At 57.4% G+C, this 16,153-nt stretch carries 12 protein-coding genes and 1 other RNA gene; 11 read left to right on the forward strand and 2 right to left on the reverse strand.

Annotation, left to right across the window (positions count from 1 at the left end):
• Positions 1 to 67: 67 nt before the first annotated feature.
• The 11 genes from H522_RS18985 to ssrA all read left to right on the forward strand — a co-directional run bounded on the left by H522_RS18985 (position 68) and on the right by ssrA (position 12,447).
• Positions 68 to 1,129 (forward strand): sugar-binding transcriptional regulator, encoded by a 1,062-nt coding sequence (locus tag H522_RS18985; RefSeq protein WP_035453547.1) that lies wholly within the window; start codon positions 68 to 70, stop codon positions 1,127 to 1,129.
• Positions 1,119 to 2,138 (forward strand): type I glyceraldehyde-3-phosphate dehydrogenase, encoded by a 1,020-nt coding sequence (gene gap / locus H522_RS0110955; protein WP_026962342.1) that lies wholly within the window; start codon positions 1,119 to 1,121, stop codon positions 2,136 to 2,138. Before H522_RS18985 ends, gap begins: the two co-directional genes overlap by 11 nt.
• A 117-nt stretch (positions 2,139 to 2,255) precedes the next feature.
• Positions 2,256 to 3,443, forward strand: coding sequence for a phosphoglycerate kinase (locus H522_RS0110960; RefSeq protein WP_026962343.1), 1,188 nt, complete (start codon positions 2,256 to 2,258; stop codon positions 3,441 to 3,443).
• A 98-nt stretch (positions 3,444 to 3,541) separates the two neighbouring features.
• Positions 3,542 to 4,330 (forward strand): triose-phosphate isomerase, encoded by a 789-nt coding sequence (tpiA, locus tag H522_RS0110965; RefSeq protein WP_026962344.1) that lies wholly within the window; start codon positions 3,542 to 3,544, stop codon positions 4,328 to 4,330.
• 82 nt (positions 4,331 to 4,412) lie between these two features.
• Positions 4,413 to 5,939, forward strand: a complete 1,527-nt coding sequence (gene gpmI / locus H522_RS0110970) for a 2,3-bisphosphoglycerate-independent phosphoglycerate mutase (protein ID WP_026962345.1) — start codon at positions 4,413 to 4,415, stop codon at positions 5,937 to 5,939.
• Between the two features lie 86 nt (positions 5,940 to 6,025).
• Entirely contained in the window at positions 6,026 to 7,315 is a 1,290-nt protein-coding gene (eno, locus tag H522_RS0110975) for a phosphopyruvate hydratase (RefSeq protein WP_026962346.1), read from the forward strand.
• Positions 7,316 to 7,373: 58 nt separating this feature from the next.
• Positions 7,374 to 7,616: a preprotein translocase subunit SecG gene (gene secG / locus H522_RS0110980; protein WP_211230676.1), complete on the forward strand. Its 243-nt coding sequence runs from the start codon at positions 7,374 to 7,376 to the stop codon at positions 7,614 to 7,616.
• A gap of 115 nt (positions 7,617 to 7,731) precedes the next feature.
• Positions 7,732 to 8,475 carry an alpha/beta hydrolase gene (locus H522_RS0110985; RefSeq protein WP_026962348.1) on the forward strand — a complete coding sequence of 248 codons (744 nt, stop codon included), beginning with the start codon at positions 7,732 to 7,734 and terminating at the stop codon, positions 8,473 to 8,475.
• Positions 8,476 to 8,604: 129 nt separating this feature from the next.
• Positions 8,605 to 11,142: a ribonuclease R gene (gene rnr, locus H522_RS18990; protein WP_051344187.1), complete on the forward strand. Its 2,538-nt coding sequence runs from the start codon at positions 8,605 to 8,607 to the stop codon at positions 11,140 to 11,142.
• Positions 11,143 to 11,336: 194 nt separating this feature from the next.
• Complete coding sequence (smpB, locus tag H522_RS0110995) at positions 11,337 to 11,810, forward strand: SsrA-binding protein SmpB (protein WP_026962349.1); 474 nt, start codon at positions 11,337 to 11,339, stop codon at positions 11,808 to 11,810.
• 263 nt (positions 11,811 to 12,073) lie between these two features.
• Positions 12,074 to 12,447: a transfer-messenger RNA gene (gene ssrA, locus H522_RS21080) on the forward strand.
• A gap of 954 nt (positions 12,448 to 13,401) precedes the next feature.
• Here the strand turns inward: ssrA and H522_RS0111000 are convergent.
• Both H522_RS0111000 and H522_RS20595 read right to left on the reverse strand, forming a co-directional pair.
• On the reverse strand, positions 13,402 to 14,160 hold the full coding sequence (locus tag H522_RS0111000; protein WP_026962350.1) for an exodeoxyribonuclease III: 759 nt from the start codon (positions 14,158 to 14,160) through the stop codon (positions 13,402 to 13,404).
• Positions 14,161 to 14,409: 249 nt separating this feature from the next.
• On the reverse strand, positions 14,410 to 15,459 hold the full coding sequence (locus H522_RS20595; RefSeq protein WP_051344188.1) for an FUSC family protein: 1,050 nt from the start codon (positions 15,457 to 15,459) through the stop codon (positions 14,410 to 14,412).
• Positions 15,460 to 16,153: the final 694 nt, after the last annotated feature.

The raw sequence follows: 16,153 nt of genomic DNA on the forward strand, positions 1-16,153 counted from the left end.
AAATTGTACCATAGGGACTCAATTCGTCCCGATGCCGCCGCAGGCCACTGCGAGGGGGTGTGTCCACATGAACCATGCAGCGACGACGGTCGACTTGTCACTGGTACAGCGGGTGGTGCCCGAGTTGATGGAAGTCCTGCAGGCGAGGGTACGCATCCTGCAACGGCTGCATTTACTGCAGCCTATCGGCCGACGGGCGCTGGCCGCCGAACTGGGGACGACCGAGCGCGTGTTGCGGGCAGAAGTGGATGCATTACGTGCGCAGGGGTTGGTCGTGGTCGGCAGTGGGGGAATGAGCCTGACTGCTGAGGCGTTGCAGGTGCTCCCTGCACTGGAACTCGCGCTTGCCTCCTTTGATGGCCGCAGCGAATTGGCGACGCGGCTTTCGAGAAGCTTAAATATCGCCAACGTGGTGGTCGTAGCGGGCGACAGTGATGAGGATGAGTGGGTCAAGGACGTTATCGGCCATGAAGCCGCCCAGGCTGTCCGGCGGTGCTTGGTGCCCGGTGATGTGCTGGCTGTGACCGGTGGCACGACGATGGCCGCACTGGCTCGGCAGATGCCGCACTTGAATGTTCCGCTCGCCATTAAGGTTGTGCCGGCGCGAGGCGGCCTGGGGGAAAACGTGTCGGTGCAGGCAAACACGATTGCTGCCGAATTGGCCCTGCGCATCGGCGGCGAATCCATCATGTTGCATGTGCCAGACAGACTCAGTGAAGAGACGTTTACCCATCTTGTCGAAGAGCCGCAGATCCAAGAGCGCCTGCGCGAAGTGCAAAGTGCCACGGTAGTGGCTCACGGCATCGGGGACGCGGTGACGATGGCCAAACGGCGTCAGATGTCCGAGGCGGAGCTCTCGCTCCTGCGCGAGCGGGGCGCGGTCGCCGAGGCGTTTGGCTATTACTTCGATGCGGAGGGCCAGACGGTCTACACGATGACAACCGTGGGCTTGCGGTTGTCCGACCTAGACCAGATGCGCGCCATCATCGCGGTGGCGGGCGGCAAAAGCAAGGCGAAAGCCATCGCTGCTGCCGCCAAGGCTTATCGAATTGATGTCTTGATTACCGACGAAGGCGCCGCCAGAAATATTGCCGAAAACATCCACGGAGGGATGGCAAATGACCATTAAAGTTGGGATTAATGGATTCGGCCGGATTGGCCGCAACGTCTTTCGCGCTGCCTTGGGCCGCGAGGATTTGGAGATTGTCGCGATTAACGACCTGACGGACGCCAAGACGCTCGCTATGCTGCTCAAGTATGATTCGGTGCATGGGCGCCTCGACGCCGATGTGCAGGCAGACGGGGATGCCCTCGTCGTCAACGGTCGCCGTATCACCGTCCTTGCCGAGCGCGATCCGGCCAACCTGCCGTGGGGCAAGTTGGGCGTCGAGTTGGTCATCGAGTCGACCGGCCGCTTCACCGACAAGAACGCGGCTGTGGCCCACATCACCAGCGGGGGCGCGAAGAAAGTGATTATCTCCGCGCCGGCCAAGAACGAGGACGTCACCATTGTCATGGGCGTCAACCACGAAGTCTATGACCCTGAGAAGCACCACGTCATCTCGAATGCCTCCTGCACCACCAATTGCTTGGCGCCGGTGGCCAAGGTGATTGACGAGAAGTTTAAGATTGTCAAGGGTCTGATGACGACCGTGCACTCCTACACGAACGACCAGCAGATTCTCGACCTCCCGCACAAAGACCTGCGCCGGGCGCGCGCTGCCGGTTTGTCCATCATTCCGACCTCCACGGGCGCGGCGAGGGCGGTTGGTCTGGTCCTACCACACCTTAAGGGCCGCCTCAACGGCATGGCGATGCGTGTGCCGACGCCAAACGTCTCGGTGGTTGACCTGACGGCAGAGGTTTCCGAACCGGTCACGGTGGAGGCGGTGAATCAGGCCCTGCGCGAAGCCGCTGCGGGTGCGCTGAACGGCATTCTCGACTACACTGAGGAACCGTTGGTTTCCAAAGACTTCAACGGCGATTCTCACTCTTCCATTGTCGACGCGCTCTCGACCATGGTGATTGACAACATGGTCAAGGTGGTCGCCTGGTACGACAATGAATGGGGCTACTCCAACCGGGTCGTGGATTTGGCCGCTTATATTGCCAGCAAGATGCCGAGCAGTGTCCACTAACATGCCGTGTCCAGAAAACGGCTTAAACGCCGTGCAGTGCGTTTGCTAAAATAACCATCGAATGGGGGAGGATGTTCCATTCTCCCCTTTGCGGTATGTAGGGGATGGTGAGTCTGGATGACCAAATTGACCGTAAAAGATGTAGACTGGCAAGGGAAAAAGGCGCTTGTTCGCGTGGATTTCAACGTGCCGATGAAAGAGGGGCAGGTGTCGGACGATACCCGCATTCGCGCCGCCCTGCCGACGATTGACTACCTGCTGGAGCATGGAGCGGCTGTCGTCCTGATGAGCCATCTGGGACGCCCCAAAGGGCAGCCCAATCCAGCGTATTCGCTGCGGCCGGTGGCGGATTACCTGCGCGGGTTGAAACCTGCCTGGAGTGTGGCGTTTGCGGAGGATTGCATCGGGGAAGCGGCCGAATCTAAAGCCTCGCAGCTTCAGCCGGGTCAGGTGCTGTTGTTGGAAAACCTTCGCTTTCACGCCGGGGAGGAAAAGAACGATCCCGCCTTTGCCCAGGCTCTGGCGAGGCTCGGTGACGTCTACGTCAACGATGCTTTCGGTACGGCCCATCGCGCCCATGCCTCGACCGCGGGGGTGGCTCAGTACCTGACGGCTGTGGCCGGGAAGTTGCTGGAAAAGGAAATCCGCGTCATGGGGGACGCCCTTGCCCACCCAGAGCGGCCGTTTGTCGCAGTCATTGGCGGCGCCAAGATTTCGGACAAGATTGGTGTCATTGAGAATCTGCTCGGTAAGGTGGATGCCCTGCTCATCGGCGGCGGAATGGCCAACACCTTCCTCAAGGCGCAGGGTTACCGCCTGGGCGAGTCGCTGGTGGAGGAGGGCGCGCTTGACACCGCTCGGGCACTCATCGACAAGGCGAAAACGGAGAATCGGCGCTTGCTTTTGCCTACCGACCTCGTGGTTGCCGAACGGTTCGCCGCCGATGCACCACACGCGGTACATAAGGTCGATGCGATGCCGACAAAGGGGATGGCGCTCGACGTTGGTCCCGAGACGCTCAGTGTCTATCAAAGCGTCATCCGGGACGCCCGCACCGTGATTTGGAACGGACCCATGGGTGTGTTTGAAATGCCTGCCTTTGCCGTGGGCACCAAGGGCATTGCCGAGGCGATGGCCGAAGTCAAAGGCGTAACGATTGTCGGTGGCGGCGATTCCGTCGCGGCGGTCGAAGAAACCGGGTTGGCTGGTCGGATGACCCATGTCTCCACCGGTGGCGGGGCTTCGCTGGAGTTCCTTGAGGGCAAAACGCTTCCCGGTGTGGCTGCGCTGACCGAGAAGGAGTAACTGCAAAGGGGCAGCCGCTCGAGCCGTGGGATCTGAGCTGTCAATCGAACGGTGAACCTCCGAAGCGAATGGTCGGGTCAGGAAAGCGGGGGATAGAAGTGAACCGACGGAAATTGTTGATGGGAAACTGGAAAATGTATAAAACGGTGGCGGAGGCGCGCGCTTTTGCCGAAGAGTTGGGTCGTCAAAGCCACCGCCTGCCAAAGCCTGTCGATTACGCCGTTTGTGCGCCGTTCACGGCGCTGCACATCCTGCCTGTGATGTTGCCGACGAACGTGGCCGTAGGCGCACAAAACGTGTACTTTGAGACAGAGGGCGCGTTTACGGGTGAAATCGCACCAGGCATGCTCAGCGAGCTGCACGTGCGCTATGTCCTGGTTGGCCACTCCGAACGGAGGCTGATTTTTGGCGAGTCGGACGAATGGGCCGCCAAAAAGGTGAAAGCCGTGACCGACGCCGGCATGGTGCCGGTGCTGTGCGTCGGGGAGAACCTCTCGGAGCGTGAGTCCGGCCAGACCGAGACGCTGGTGCGTGGACAGGTTCGTAAGGGCCTGTCGCTTTTGGATAGTAAAGCGCTCGGAGAGCCGGTTATCGCGTATGAGCCGGTGTGGGCGATTGGCAGTGGCAAGACCCCGACCGCCGAGGAGGCGCAGGCGGTCATTCAGGCGATTCGTGCTGAGCTAGCAGACCTCGCCGGAGCGGACACGGCCGCCCGGGTGCGCATTCTGTACGGGGGCAGTGTCAAACCGGCGAACATCGCTTCGTTTGTCGGCCAGCCTGATATTGACGGCGCACTTGTCGGCGGGGCCAGTTTAGAGGCTGAGTCGTTCGTTCAGATGGCCGAGGCGCTGGCTCAAGTTGCTGCGGGGGGTGAAGCGCGTGGCTGAGACACAAGGCGAGCGTAAGACAGAGTGGACGCGAATCAGTCCCGACTTTGCCCGCAAGCCAAGGCCTCATGGCCGGGGGCCGGTGGCGCTTGTCATTCTGGACGGGTTTGGCTGGCGCCGCGAGCGCGAAGCTAACGCGGTGGCTCTGGCCAAGAAGCCGGTCTTCGACAAGCTCTGGGAGACCTATCCGCACACCACGTTGAAAGCCAGTGAGGAAGCCGTCGGGCTGCCGGATAATCAGTTCGGGAATTCCGAGGTCGGCCATACGACCATCGGCGCCGGACGCATCCTGTATCAGGACCTGACGCGCATCAATATGGCCATCGCGTCCGGATCGTTCAATCAGAACGAGGCGCTGCTGGGCGCCATCCGGCACGTAAAAGAACACGGAAGCCGTCTGCATCTCATGGGGCTCGTCTCAGAAGGCGGCGTGCATAGCCACCTGCGTCACCTTCTGGCATTGATTCGTCTCGCAGCCAAGGAGCAGGTGGAGCGCGTCTTCGTTCACGCCTTCATGGACGGACGGGATGTCCCGCCGACCTCTGGTCAACAGTATATGCGTCAGCTTTTAGACGCCATGAAAGACGCGGGTGTCGGGCAGGTTGCCACGATATCCGGCCGCTACTACGGGATGGACCGGGATAACCGTTGGGACCGCACCGAGCTGGCCTACCGGGCGATGGTTTACGGAGAAGGCACCAAGGCACAGGACCCACTGCAGGCGATTCTCGACAGCTATGAGCAGGGGGTCACAGACGAGTTCATCAAGCCGACCGTCATCGTGGACGCTTCCGGTCAACCCGTGGGCTCGATTGCCGACGGGGACGCGGTCATCATGTTCAACTTTCGCCCCGACCGGGCGATTCAAATCTCGCGCGTCTTCACGAACGAGGACTTTCGCGAGTTTGACCGCGGACCGAAGTTTCCCCGCGTGCATTACGTCTGCATGACCAAGTACAGCGAGACGGTCGGCGGGGTAGTGGCGTTCGCACCAGTGGACCTGGACAATACCTTGGGTGAAGTGATTTCCCAAGCCGGACTGACCCAGCTGCGTATCGCCGAGACCGAGAAATATCCACACGTGACCTTCTTTATGTCGGGCGGCCGCGAGGCTCCCTTCCCGGGCGAGGAACGCATCCTGGTGCCGTCGCCGAAAGTCGCCACGTATGACCTGAAGCCGGAAATGAGTGCCTACGAGGTGGCGGATGCGGCGGTGGAACGCATAAAGTCGGGCGAGATCGACGTCGTCATCTTGAACTTCGCCAATCCAGACATGGTCGGTCATACGGGCAGTCTGGAGGCCGCTATCAAGGCCATCGAGGCGGTCGACGAGTGCCTGGGCAAGGTCCTGGATGCGCTGGCCAGCCAGGGCGGTGTGGCGTTGGTGACGGCCGACCACGGCAACGCGGACATTATGGTCGATCCGCACACCGGCGAACCCTGTACAACGCATACGCTGGAATTGGTGCCGCTTGTCGTCACATCGAACGAATACGAGATTCACCCGGGTGGACTGGCGGACCTGGCGCCAACGCTGCTGGATTTGATTGGCATTTCGGCGCCCAGAGAAATGACGGGTCACAGCTTGATTGTCCGCAAACAGAACTGAGCGATGGGTGGCTGGGCCGACGTGCAGCCCGGCCGTTCCTGCTTGGTCCCATCGTATACATAATCTCCGTGAAAGGATGAGTGTGGATGTCTGAGATCTTCGATGTTCAAGCGCGTGAGGTGCTCGATTCCCGTGGCAACCCGACGGTGGAGGTAGAGGTCGAATTAGAGAGCGGTGCTACGGGCCGTGCCATCGTACCTTCTGGCGCTTCGACCGGTGCCCACGAAGCGGTGGAGCTGCGGGATGGGGACAAATCCCGTTTTCTTGGCAAGGGCGTGCAGAAGGCGGTCGCCAACGTCAACGAGGTGATTGGTCCGGAGCTGATTGGCGAAGAGGCGAGCGACCAGATTGACATCGACGCTTTGCTGTTGCAACTAGACGGCACGGAGAACAAAGGGAAACTCGGCGCCAACGCCATCCTGGCGGTTTCGATTGCGGTAGCGAAAGCAGCGGCCGCCGAGTTGGGGGTGCCTTTGTACCGTTACCTGGGCGGTTTTCATGCGCATGTCCTGCCGACGCCGATGATGAACATCCTCAACGGCGGGAAGCATGCGGATAATACCGTGGACATTCAGGAGTTCATGGTGGTGCCGCACGGTGCCGATACGTTCCGTGAGGCACTGCGGATGGGTACGGAAGTATTTCATAACCTGAAGTCGGTGCTCGCAAGCAAAGGTATGGCGACCACAGTCGGTGACGAAGGCGGCTTTGCGCCGAACGTCAAAACCAACGAGGAAGCCATTCAGCTGATTGTCGAGGCGATTGAAAAGGCCGGCTACAAACCAGGCGAACACGTCTCCATCGCGCTCGATATCGCTTCGACCGAGTTGTACAAAGACGGACAGTACCACTTCGCCGGCGAAGGCGTGACCCGCAGTGCGGACGAACTGATTCAGTACTATGAGGGCCTGATTTCCCGTTACCCGATTCTCTCGATTGAAGACGGATTGGCGGAAGATGATTGGGACGGCTGGGTCCATCTGACTCGTGCCTTGGGCAACAAGGTGCAATTGGTCGGCGACGATTTGTTCGTGACCAATACTAAACGCCTGGAGCGCGGCATAGACATGAACGTGGCAAACTCGATTCTCGTCAAGGTCAACCAGATTGGCACCCTGACTGAAACCTTTGCGTGCATCGCCATGGCCCGTACAGCCGGATACAGCGCCATCATTTCGCACCGCTCCGGTGAGACCGAGGATGTCACCATCGCTGATATCGCCGTGGCCACCAACGCCGGACAAATTAAAACCGGTGCCCCGAGCCGTACGGATCGAGTGGCGAAATACAATCAATTGCTGCGCATCGAAGAGTCTCTGGGGGCTGCTGCGAAGTTTATCGGCAAAGCCGCGTTTGTCGGCGCCAGCCAGTCGTGATAGACTGAACCCAATCGGTTTAACGGGTGCCTAGTGAAGCGCACCGAGTGGGGGTGAAATGGTGTTAACTGCGGCAAAAATTGTGCTGGTGGTTCTGTGTGTCCTGTTGATTGGGGTGATTCTCCTGCAATCGGGGCGCAGTGCTGGACTCTCCGGAGTGATTACGGGTGGACCTGACCAGCTCGTCAACCGCAAGGCGAAAGGGTTGGATTCGTTTCTGGCCAAGGTGACGGTGGTCATTGCTGTCCTGTTTTTCCTGGCCACCCTATTTATCGCCTTCACCTTCCACCATTCGGTGTGACGGCTTTTCGGATGCCGCCCCCTTTTGGGCGGCATCTTTCGATTGGCCGGGATATGTCGTGATTCGCGGGGACCTTGTCGTTATGGGCCGGGACTTGTCGTTGGGGGGAAGTCCGATGCCGGAAGAAGTCTGTGTCCTGATTCATGGCTTCGGTGGGTTGCCTGAAGAATTGAAACCGCTTGCGGATGCGCTCGCGGACAACGGGTATGAGGTTGTACTGCCGCCCTTGTGGCGCGACGGGGAGAGTGGCGGTCAATCCCGCCGAGAGCCTGGACAGGCCACGGTGACGAGCTGGATCACGAAGATTGTTCCGGCGGTCGAGGCGGCGCTCCAAAAAGGCCGGCGGGTGCACCTGATTGGCTTCTCGCTGGGTGCTCTTCTCTCGAGCTTAATCGCGGAACAGTATAAGGTCGCCAGTGTGGTCATGCTGGCGCCGATTCTTTACTACGCCGGCAGCAATCCACTGTTTCAGCAAATTGCGCTGGCCATCAAGGCGAACTGGCCGCGTACAGAGGCTGCTCAGGAGGTGCTGCGGGGACGCTTGGACAAACTCGGTGGTACGCCGCTAAAGACCGCGCGCCAACTACGGCGTGTGGTGCAAATGACCAAGCGCGTGTTGCCGCGAATGGTCTGTCCACTTTGCGTCATTCAAGGCGAAAAGGACGAACTCGCCGACCCGCGCAGCGCCGAGTATATCTACGACGCCGTTCCAGCGACGATAAAGGAACTGCACTACGTAGAGGGAGCCGGCCACATGCTCCTGATTGACAATCCCGATACGGTCACCCGCTTGGTGCTGGCGTTTTTATCCTCACTTCCGGGCGATTCCGTGCATACGCACCCGGCTTTAACCTCTTGAGGCGACGGAGTATCGCGTCCTGCTTGTGGTGATAATGAAGTCGTAGCAGAGAACGGGTATCGTAGCGCGATAATTCCTTTCCCATTTGGAACACACTTTCAGACACAGGCAAGGAGGCGACAGCTGGTTGTGGTGAGCCGCCAGGACATCCTCGACTATATGCAGCATGACGCGTATCGACCGCTGACGGCCCACGAGTTGGTCGAGACGTTTGAACTAGAATCGGAAGACGAGGAGGAGCGGTTCCTCCAGTTGCTCGCCGACCTAGAAGAAAAAGGCGAAGTCGTTCGCACGCGGACCAACCGCTACGGGGTGCCGGAGCGGATGAACCTGGTGCGTGGGCGCATCCAGATGAAGGCGCGCGGCTTCGGTTTTCTCATTCCCGAGCAGGAAGGGGAACCGGACGTCTACATCGCCGCTGGGGATTTGAACGGGGCGATGAGCGGGGACCTGGCTTTGGTCCGCATTGACAAGTCGAGCGCGGGACCCCGCCGCGAGGGTCAGGTCGTTCGCATCCTGAAGCGGGCGCAGCACCGGGTCGTCGGACAGTTCACTCGTTATCGCGATCACGCCTTTGTCTCTCCCTTGGACAAGCGGTTCCCGCAGGACATCTTCATTGCCCGCGGGGATATGATGGATGCGCATGATGGCTACGTCGTGGTGGTGGAAATCACCTCGTATCCGACGGCGACGCGCGGCCCTGAGGGGCGTGTCGTGGAGGTGCTGGGTCACCCGGATGCACCCGGCGTGGACATCCTGGCGGTGGTACGCAAGTACGGCTTGGCCGAGGCGTTTCCGGAAGCGGTGCTCCGGGCGGCGGAGGCCATCCCGCTGGAGATTCCCCCGAAGGACCTGGAAGGTCGGCGCGATTTGCGCGAGGAGACGATTGTCACCATCGACGGCGAGGACGCGAAAGACCTGGACGACGCGGTGCAGGTCAAGCGTTTGCCGAACGGCAACTTTTTACTCGGGGTACACATCGCCGATGTCGGCTGGTATGTCAAGGAGGGCAGCCGTCTCGACAAAGAGGCGTATAAGCGCGGCACCAGCGTCTACCTGGTGGATAGGGTCATTCCCATGTTGCCGCAGCGGCTGTCCAACAACATCTGCTCGCTCAACCCGCAGGTCGACCGCTTGACCCTCTCCTGCCAAATGGAGATCACCCCGGCCGGCGATCGTGTGGCCTACGACATCTTTTCCAGCGTCATCCGCACAACCGAACGGATGACGTATCGGAACGTCAATCGCATTTTGGTCGATCACGATCCGGAAGCGCGTGCCCGCTACCGCTCACTGGTGCCGATGTTCGAGGATATGGCCGAGCTGGCTGACATCCTGCGCCAGCGGCGGATGGCCCGCGGGGCGATTGATTTCGACTTTGACGAAATCAAGGTCGAGGTGGACGATCTCGGTCGGCCCCTAGCCCTGACTCCTCGCGAGCGGTCGATTGCGGAGCGGCTGATTGAAGAGTTTATGCTGGCGGCCAATGAGACCATCGCGGAGCACTTTTATTGGCTCGGCATCCCGTTTGTGTACCGGATCCACGAAGAGCCGGATCCGCAGAAACTGCTCGAGTTCAACCAGTTTATCCATAACTTTGGCTACCACGTCAAGGGGGTGGGCAACCGCGTCCACCCGCGCGCCCTACAGGCGGTGCTGAAAGAGATTGAAGGCACGCGCGAGGAGGCGGTCATCTCGAAATTGATGCTGCGTTCCTTACGTCAAGCCCGGTACGCACCCGAGTGTGTGGGCCATTTCGGCCTGGCGGCAAAGTATTACACCCACTTTACCTCGCCGATTCGCCGCTATCCCGACTTGGTCATCCATCGCATCATCCGCGAGGTGTTGGACACAGGTGGCCGGCTGTCGGAAGAACGGCTGGCGCACCTGCAGGCGTTTGTCGAGGACGCTGCCCGTCAGTCGAGCGAGTGTGAGCGCACCGCCCAGGACGCCGAACGCGAGGTCGATCAACTGAAGACGGTCGAGTATATGCTCGACCATATTGGCGAAGAGTTTGACGGTGTCATCAGCGGGGTCACCTCGTTTGGATTGTTTGTCCACCTGGACAACGGAGCCGAGGGTCTGATTCACATCAGTTACCTGACCGACGATTACTACATCCACTACGAGAAGCTGATGGCCCTCGTCGGGGAGAGGACGCGGCGCGTCTTTCGTCTTGGCGATCCGGTCGTGGTCCGGGTGGCGGCGGCGAGTAAGGAGAACCTCTCGATTGACTTCGAGTTGGTCGCGCACCGCCGCGAGGCCACCATGGTCACCGAAAAGGGCGTGCATACGATTGAGTATGACGAGGACCTGTCTCCCAAAGAGCGGCGCCGTCGCATCCGGCAGCGGGCTCAGTTGGCACGCGGCCCGGTCCAAGGTCCAACTGGCCCTCGCGTTGGGCATCGCCGCCGCAGGTCGGAAGAGTTTTTGGACGGTACGGGACCCCGCCGGGGTCGACGCCGGAGTGGGACAAAGACCCCGGTCTCGGTTGCCGGGATTGCCGGTGAAATGGCTGCCCCAGGTACGGCAAACCGCGCTCGCCGCAAGCGCAATCGCGATAAAGTCGCCGTGGCCGCGAACGGATCGACCCGTTATGGGGCGCGGGGAGGAAAACCGACCGGTGCCCGCCGGCGTAAGGCAAAGCGCGGCCGGCGCGTGCATTGAGGCGGGAAACGGCCTCGACACGCTCGAGACGCAAACCCGCTGGACAAGCCGTGCGGCTGCCGCACGCTCTCCGATTGGGTGCGCTCAACCTCATCGACACCGAGGCTTGAGTCCGGCACGGCGGGCATGTTACGATTCAGGTTGCACCGATTGGCTGAGTAGATCGATTTTCCGGTGCACCCTGAGGTGAAACGATGGCCAAGGATGAGGAGCGGCGCGCACTCGCGCAGAACCGCAAGGCATATCACGACTATTTTATCGAGGAAACGTATGAAGCCGGGATTGTCCTCACCGGAACCGAGATCAAGTCCATTCGTCGCGGCTCGGTCAGCCTGCGCGATGCGTACGCCCGGATTGAGGGTGGAGAAGTCTACCTGCACAATATGCACGTGAGCCCGTATGAACAGGGCAACCGATTCAATCACGATCCGCTCCGCACGCGCAAACTGCTGCTCAAGCGTCAAGAGATCAACAAACTGATTGGCGCGGTGCGAGAGCAGGGCTATACCCTGGTACCGACCAAACTCTATATCCGCAACGGGTTCTGCAAGGTGGAACTAGGCTTGGCAAAAGGCAAAAAGCTGCACGATAAGCGTGAAGCCATGCGTAAGCGCGATGCGGACAGGGCCATTCAGCGGGCATTGCGGGAACGGAATCGACGGGCATAATCCGACTGGACTGCCGCATCCGATGCAAGGCCCCGAATCCGTTTGGGGGAGCGGCTGGTTGTGCGCAGTCGGGTGGAGGACCGAGTTGGATTACTCACTTAGGCGATTGCCCACGCGGGATTGCCCACGTAGCTAGACCGTGCAAGTGACCATTGCCAGTGTTGGCAGCAAGTCGGGGTGTACGCGCGCGGCGGTTTTGTGTATGATAATGACAGAGGTTGTTGCCTGACATCGTTCGCTCGGGCCAGTCGAGCGTCTCTCATGGGGGCGTTTTGGATTCGACGGGGGCTGTTCGAGCATGAACGGCGGGTCGTGGGGCCGCGAGGCCACGTAAAAAACGCGGATCTAAATGTAACTGGCAAAGCTAATCGCTTTACCGCAAACAACAACCTCGCCCTGGCTGCCTAATCTCAGTCAGGCCGTCCCGATGTGCGTCGCCCGTGCGCACGCGGTGACGTCACCCTAGCGGGCTGGCTGCCGATGCGCTCGCGAATCGGCAGTGAGATTCAGTGAGCTTACTCAGCTTGGAGCGTGTGCGTCCGCGCCAGCTGAGGACCCCCCAATAGACGTACTACACCCGTAGAAGTTCATGTGGCGAGGTCTTCGGACGCGGGTTCGACTCCCGTCGCCTCCACCATGCAAAACCACGAACCGATTCGATGGTCGTGGTTTTTATTTTATAAATAGGTATAGGCAAGCATACAACCCACATTTCGGTGGGTCAAGAAAGCTGGCGTGTGTTAGCGGGTGAAATTTCCGTCTCTGCAAGGTCTAGCCACTCAAAGGGGATCGAGTCTTGCGTACAGGGAAGTCATGTCAGGTACGAATTGTAGAAAGGGCGACGACCAGGCCGTAACCTATCTATCGTATTTCACTTGCACACAAAACTTGTCGAGTAGACGCAAATAAGGCCGATTCCGAACGTGTTTGCACCAAGAATAAGACAAGGCATAAGGAATTGAAAAAATGCGTGGGGCCTGTGCTATACAAGGGAAGCTACCTCCACTATATTCAAGAACTATGTAATATATAGGTTGGATGTGGTAGGGTCGTGGTTTTGGACTAATACGATTTGCCTCCACCATCCGAAACCGGAGCTGTTCCAAAAGTGCCGACGCGTTTAGAGGCAGCTCCTTCATGTTAGATGCCCTCGACAATGCTTTGAGATAATCAACTAGACATACCTCGTTACCTAGAGTATGTTTGACATCTTAGGCTGAACCTAGAACTACGCTGGCCCCGTAGGGGAGGTTCCTGCATGGGATCGTTTTACAACAGGCCGGCGTATTTCACTGGTCCTCATTCTCCGTTTGAATCTTCTTTACAATAGTCTCTTTCGGGTTCCAACACTTGAATTTGTACTCCGGTCTCGTATCGTATCCCAAACGGGAACAATAAGTCCTCACACGATGATTTGCCCGTTCAGCCCTGAAATGAATACATGTTGCGCAGCAATGGTAGTCCTTACGTTTTGAATTCATGAATTTGGCTCCCCACAACACCTCATATGGACATGCAAGTTATGGTAACCGATAATTGCCACGTTCCATAAAAATAGGTTCAGTCTGCCACGTTTGATTTCCTCAGCCGACTAAAATTCGGCCATTTCCAGCACAACGGGGCAGTGATCGCTTCCAAATATGTGGGAATCGATGCGGGCATCGACGATGAAGGGACAAAGTCTCGATGAAACGAGAAAATAATCAATTCGCCAGCCAATGTTCCGCTCTCGCACCCTTGGCATATTTGACCACCAAGTGTAAGCATCCGTACGGTCCGGATAAAGGTACCTAAAGGAGTCCGTGAAACCGGAGCTGAGGAGCAGGGTCATCTTCTCCCGCTCTTCATCCGTAAAGCCGGAATTGCCGCGATTCCCTTTCGCGTTTTTGAGGTCAATCTCCTGATGGGCAACATTCAAATCACCGCAAATGATAACGGGCTTACGTGCATCAAGCTGCCGTACATAGCTTCGAAATAAATCTTCCCATTCCAGTCGGTATCCAAGCCTCGATAGATCGCGTTTCGCATTGGGCGTGTATACATTCACGAGATAGAAGGTGTCATATTCAAGCGTGATGATGCGTCCTTCTGGCTCTGTCTCATCCTTGAGACCATAACGCACGGAAAGTGGATTAAACTTTGTAAATACGGCCGTTCCAGAATAGCCTTTCTTGAGGGCGTAATTCCAGTATTGCTCATATTCCTCTCCAAGATCCAGTTGGATCTGCCCTTCCTGCAGTCGGGTCTCTTGAACGCAAAATATATCCGCTTGAATTTCATTGAAATACTCAAGAAATCCCTTGTTTACGCACGCTCTCAGACCGTTCACATTCCAGGATACCAGTTTCAGCGTCACAATCCCCTTACAGCTCACTTATACTCTGTCCTAGTTTAACACAAAGTTGAAAAGGAACTCATACTATGATTCAATTAATGTTAAAAATTCTGATTATATACTTACCTGTGGTTTTCTGAGAGGATCAAATCGCCGACCTATCCGAAACCTCTTTCCATTCTAAAGTTCCAATTCAAAAATAAACCAAAGCATTGTAAAGTGACGGCTCCCATCATCGGTGCCCGTAACGTGGAACAGAGCGGATCATTCCCTCTCCGTAATCACCGGGCCGTCGCCTTGGACCTCGACTAAAATGCGACCTAAGTCCGTTAAAATACTGCCGAAATTCGTGAGTTCATGTAACGATTCGATTTTCTTGACACCAAGTATACACGTGTTTTGAAGCTCCTTTGCCTGCTCAATACTTGATTGGAGTCGCTCTTTGAGTTCGTCCGAGTCATAGATCTCCCGCGGAGCCACGAGTCCAATGCAGGTGGCGGTAGCCTTCATGGCTTGGATTAAGCGATCATCGGGTTGAACATCGGGGCCGAGGTCAACCAACGCCCGTGCGATTCCACGAATTTGAATGGTGATGCGTTCAAACCTCCCGATAATGCGGGACAAAGCGAGTACGCGGGAACGTTTGTTTCGCAAAAATGGACTGTACCGCAAGCTTTGCGCCGCCAAGTGGACCGCCTGATAACTTTTTTCCGTTTCGTCGACCAGTTCTTGAATATAGGGCATGTCTGTGGGCCTTAATGCCTGCATCTCAAAAGCGATGGCCAAATTGTTTAGCACGGTACAAGCGTACTCACTTAAGTGTAAAACACGTTTTTCCGCGTCTGGAATCGGGTTGGGAGGTATCAGGGCGATATTCAGCAAAATGGCAATCGCACAGCCAATCACCGTTTCGATAATTCGGTCGATGGCGTATCCGCGTGTGCTACCAAACGCGAGTACCAAAAGTGAACTTACAGCCACCTGGGATATAATCTGCGGATTTAATCTGAGTGCCGTGGAAACAGCCATGCCAATCAGTACAGCGAGTGTGATAGAGCCAGGATTGAGCGGTAACCAATGGCCTATGATGATGCTGACGATAACCCCGCCTATGATACCAATGACGCGTTGCATGGCCTTATTTATCGAATCGGCCACGGTCACTTGGACCGTGAGGACCGCCCCGAGTGCGGCGAAGTAAGGATATTGACTGTGAGAAACGAATGAGGCCACTTGCCACGACAATCCAGCTGCCAGCGCGGTTTTAATCACGTTTATCGTCAAGCCGATCCGGTTGAGAACGGTTAATTTCATGAGCAAAGATCACCTCGAGAAGACAACGGGTTCCATGGAAGGTTCTGTTCGGCTCCGCGGTTACCGCAAATGCGGGGGTATAGCTTCATGCCAAGCGGGCATTACGGTAATCGCCAAGCGGACGTTATGACTATATTGTAGCTTAAAACGGCTCCGCCTCTTTTCTTGGAACAGTTGATATATGGTGGTGCCGGTTGAAGCGTGTTGTTGCGAATCAGGAACGTCGGAATAGCATAAATTTAAGTTGTGTGAGCCGAGAATTCTGCTGTACCCTTTTTTGCCGAATCCATTGAATCAGCGATATTAATTGGTGTGTACCCAGTGAGCCTGCTCGCATCCAAAAATATTCGGGTGGGTCGAAAAAACTTCCGGGTATAATTCGCTTGCATTCTGGAAACCAGCGTGCTATATTAGTCAGCGTCGCCAATCGACCGGCGGCCCTGAAAACCGCAAAACATCGGCATCCATCATCTACCGCTTGCAATTATGGCGTGTGGGTGATACGATGAACGATGCCGCTTGCGACCGGATAGCCCGGTCACTGCGGGAACAGGTGAAGCAAGTCACGAGGTTCCTTGAAAACTAAACACGCACAGAGAGTCTTGCGAACACGAATGTGATTCGCAATCAGAGCCAAGGACCGGGGTGCAAGCGCTCCCTTTGGGGTGCTGGACCCCGGGAGGCGAACTTTTGT

This window comes from Alicyclobacillus herbarius DSM 13609 (assembly GCF_000430585.1).
Classification (GTDB): Bacteria; Bacillota; Bacilli; order Alicyclobacillales; family Alicyclobacillaceae; genus Alicyclobacillus_G; species Alicyclobacillus_G herbarius.

Excerpts from the sequence above, each read along its gene's own strand:
- H522_RS0110985 (WP_026962348.1), top strand. The coding sequence starts at position 7,732 with ATGCCGGAAGAAGTCTGTGTCCTGATTCATGGCTTCGGTGGGTTGCCT.
- H522_RS18985 (WP_035453547.1), top strand. The coding sequence starts at position 68 with ATGAACCATGCAGCGACGACGGTCGACTTGTCACTGGTACAGCGGGTG.
- H522_RS20595 (WP_051344188.1), bottom strand. The coding sequence starts at position 15,459 with ATGAAATTAACCGTTCTCAACCGGATCGGCTTGACGATAAACGTGATT.
- smpB (WP_026962349.1), top strand. The coding sequence starts at position 11,337 with ATGGCCAAGGATGAGGAGCGGCGCGCACTCGCGCAGAACCGCAAGGCA.
- eno (WP_026962346.1), top strand. The coding sequence starts at position 6,026 with ATGTCTGAGATCTTCGATGTTCAAGCGCGTGAGGTGCTCGATTCCCGT.
- secG (WP_211230676.1), top strand. The coding sequence starts at position 7,374 with ATGGTGTTAACTGCGGCAAAAATTGTGCTGGTGGTTCTGTGTGTCCTG.
- gap (WP_026962342.1), top strand. The coding sequence starts at position 1,119 with ATGACCATTAAAGTTGGGATTAATGGATTCGGCCGGATTGGCCGCAAC.
- H522_RS0110960 (WP_026962343.1), top strand. The coding sequence starts at position 2,256 with ATGACCAAATTGACCGTAAAAGATGTAGACTGGCAAGGGAAAAAGGCG.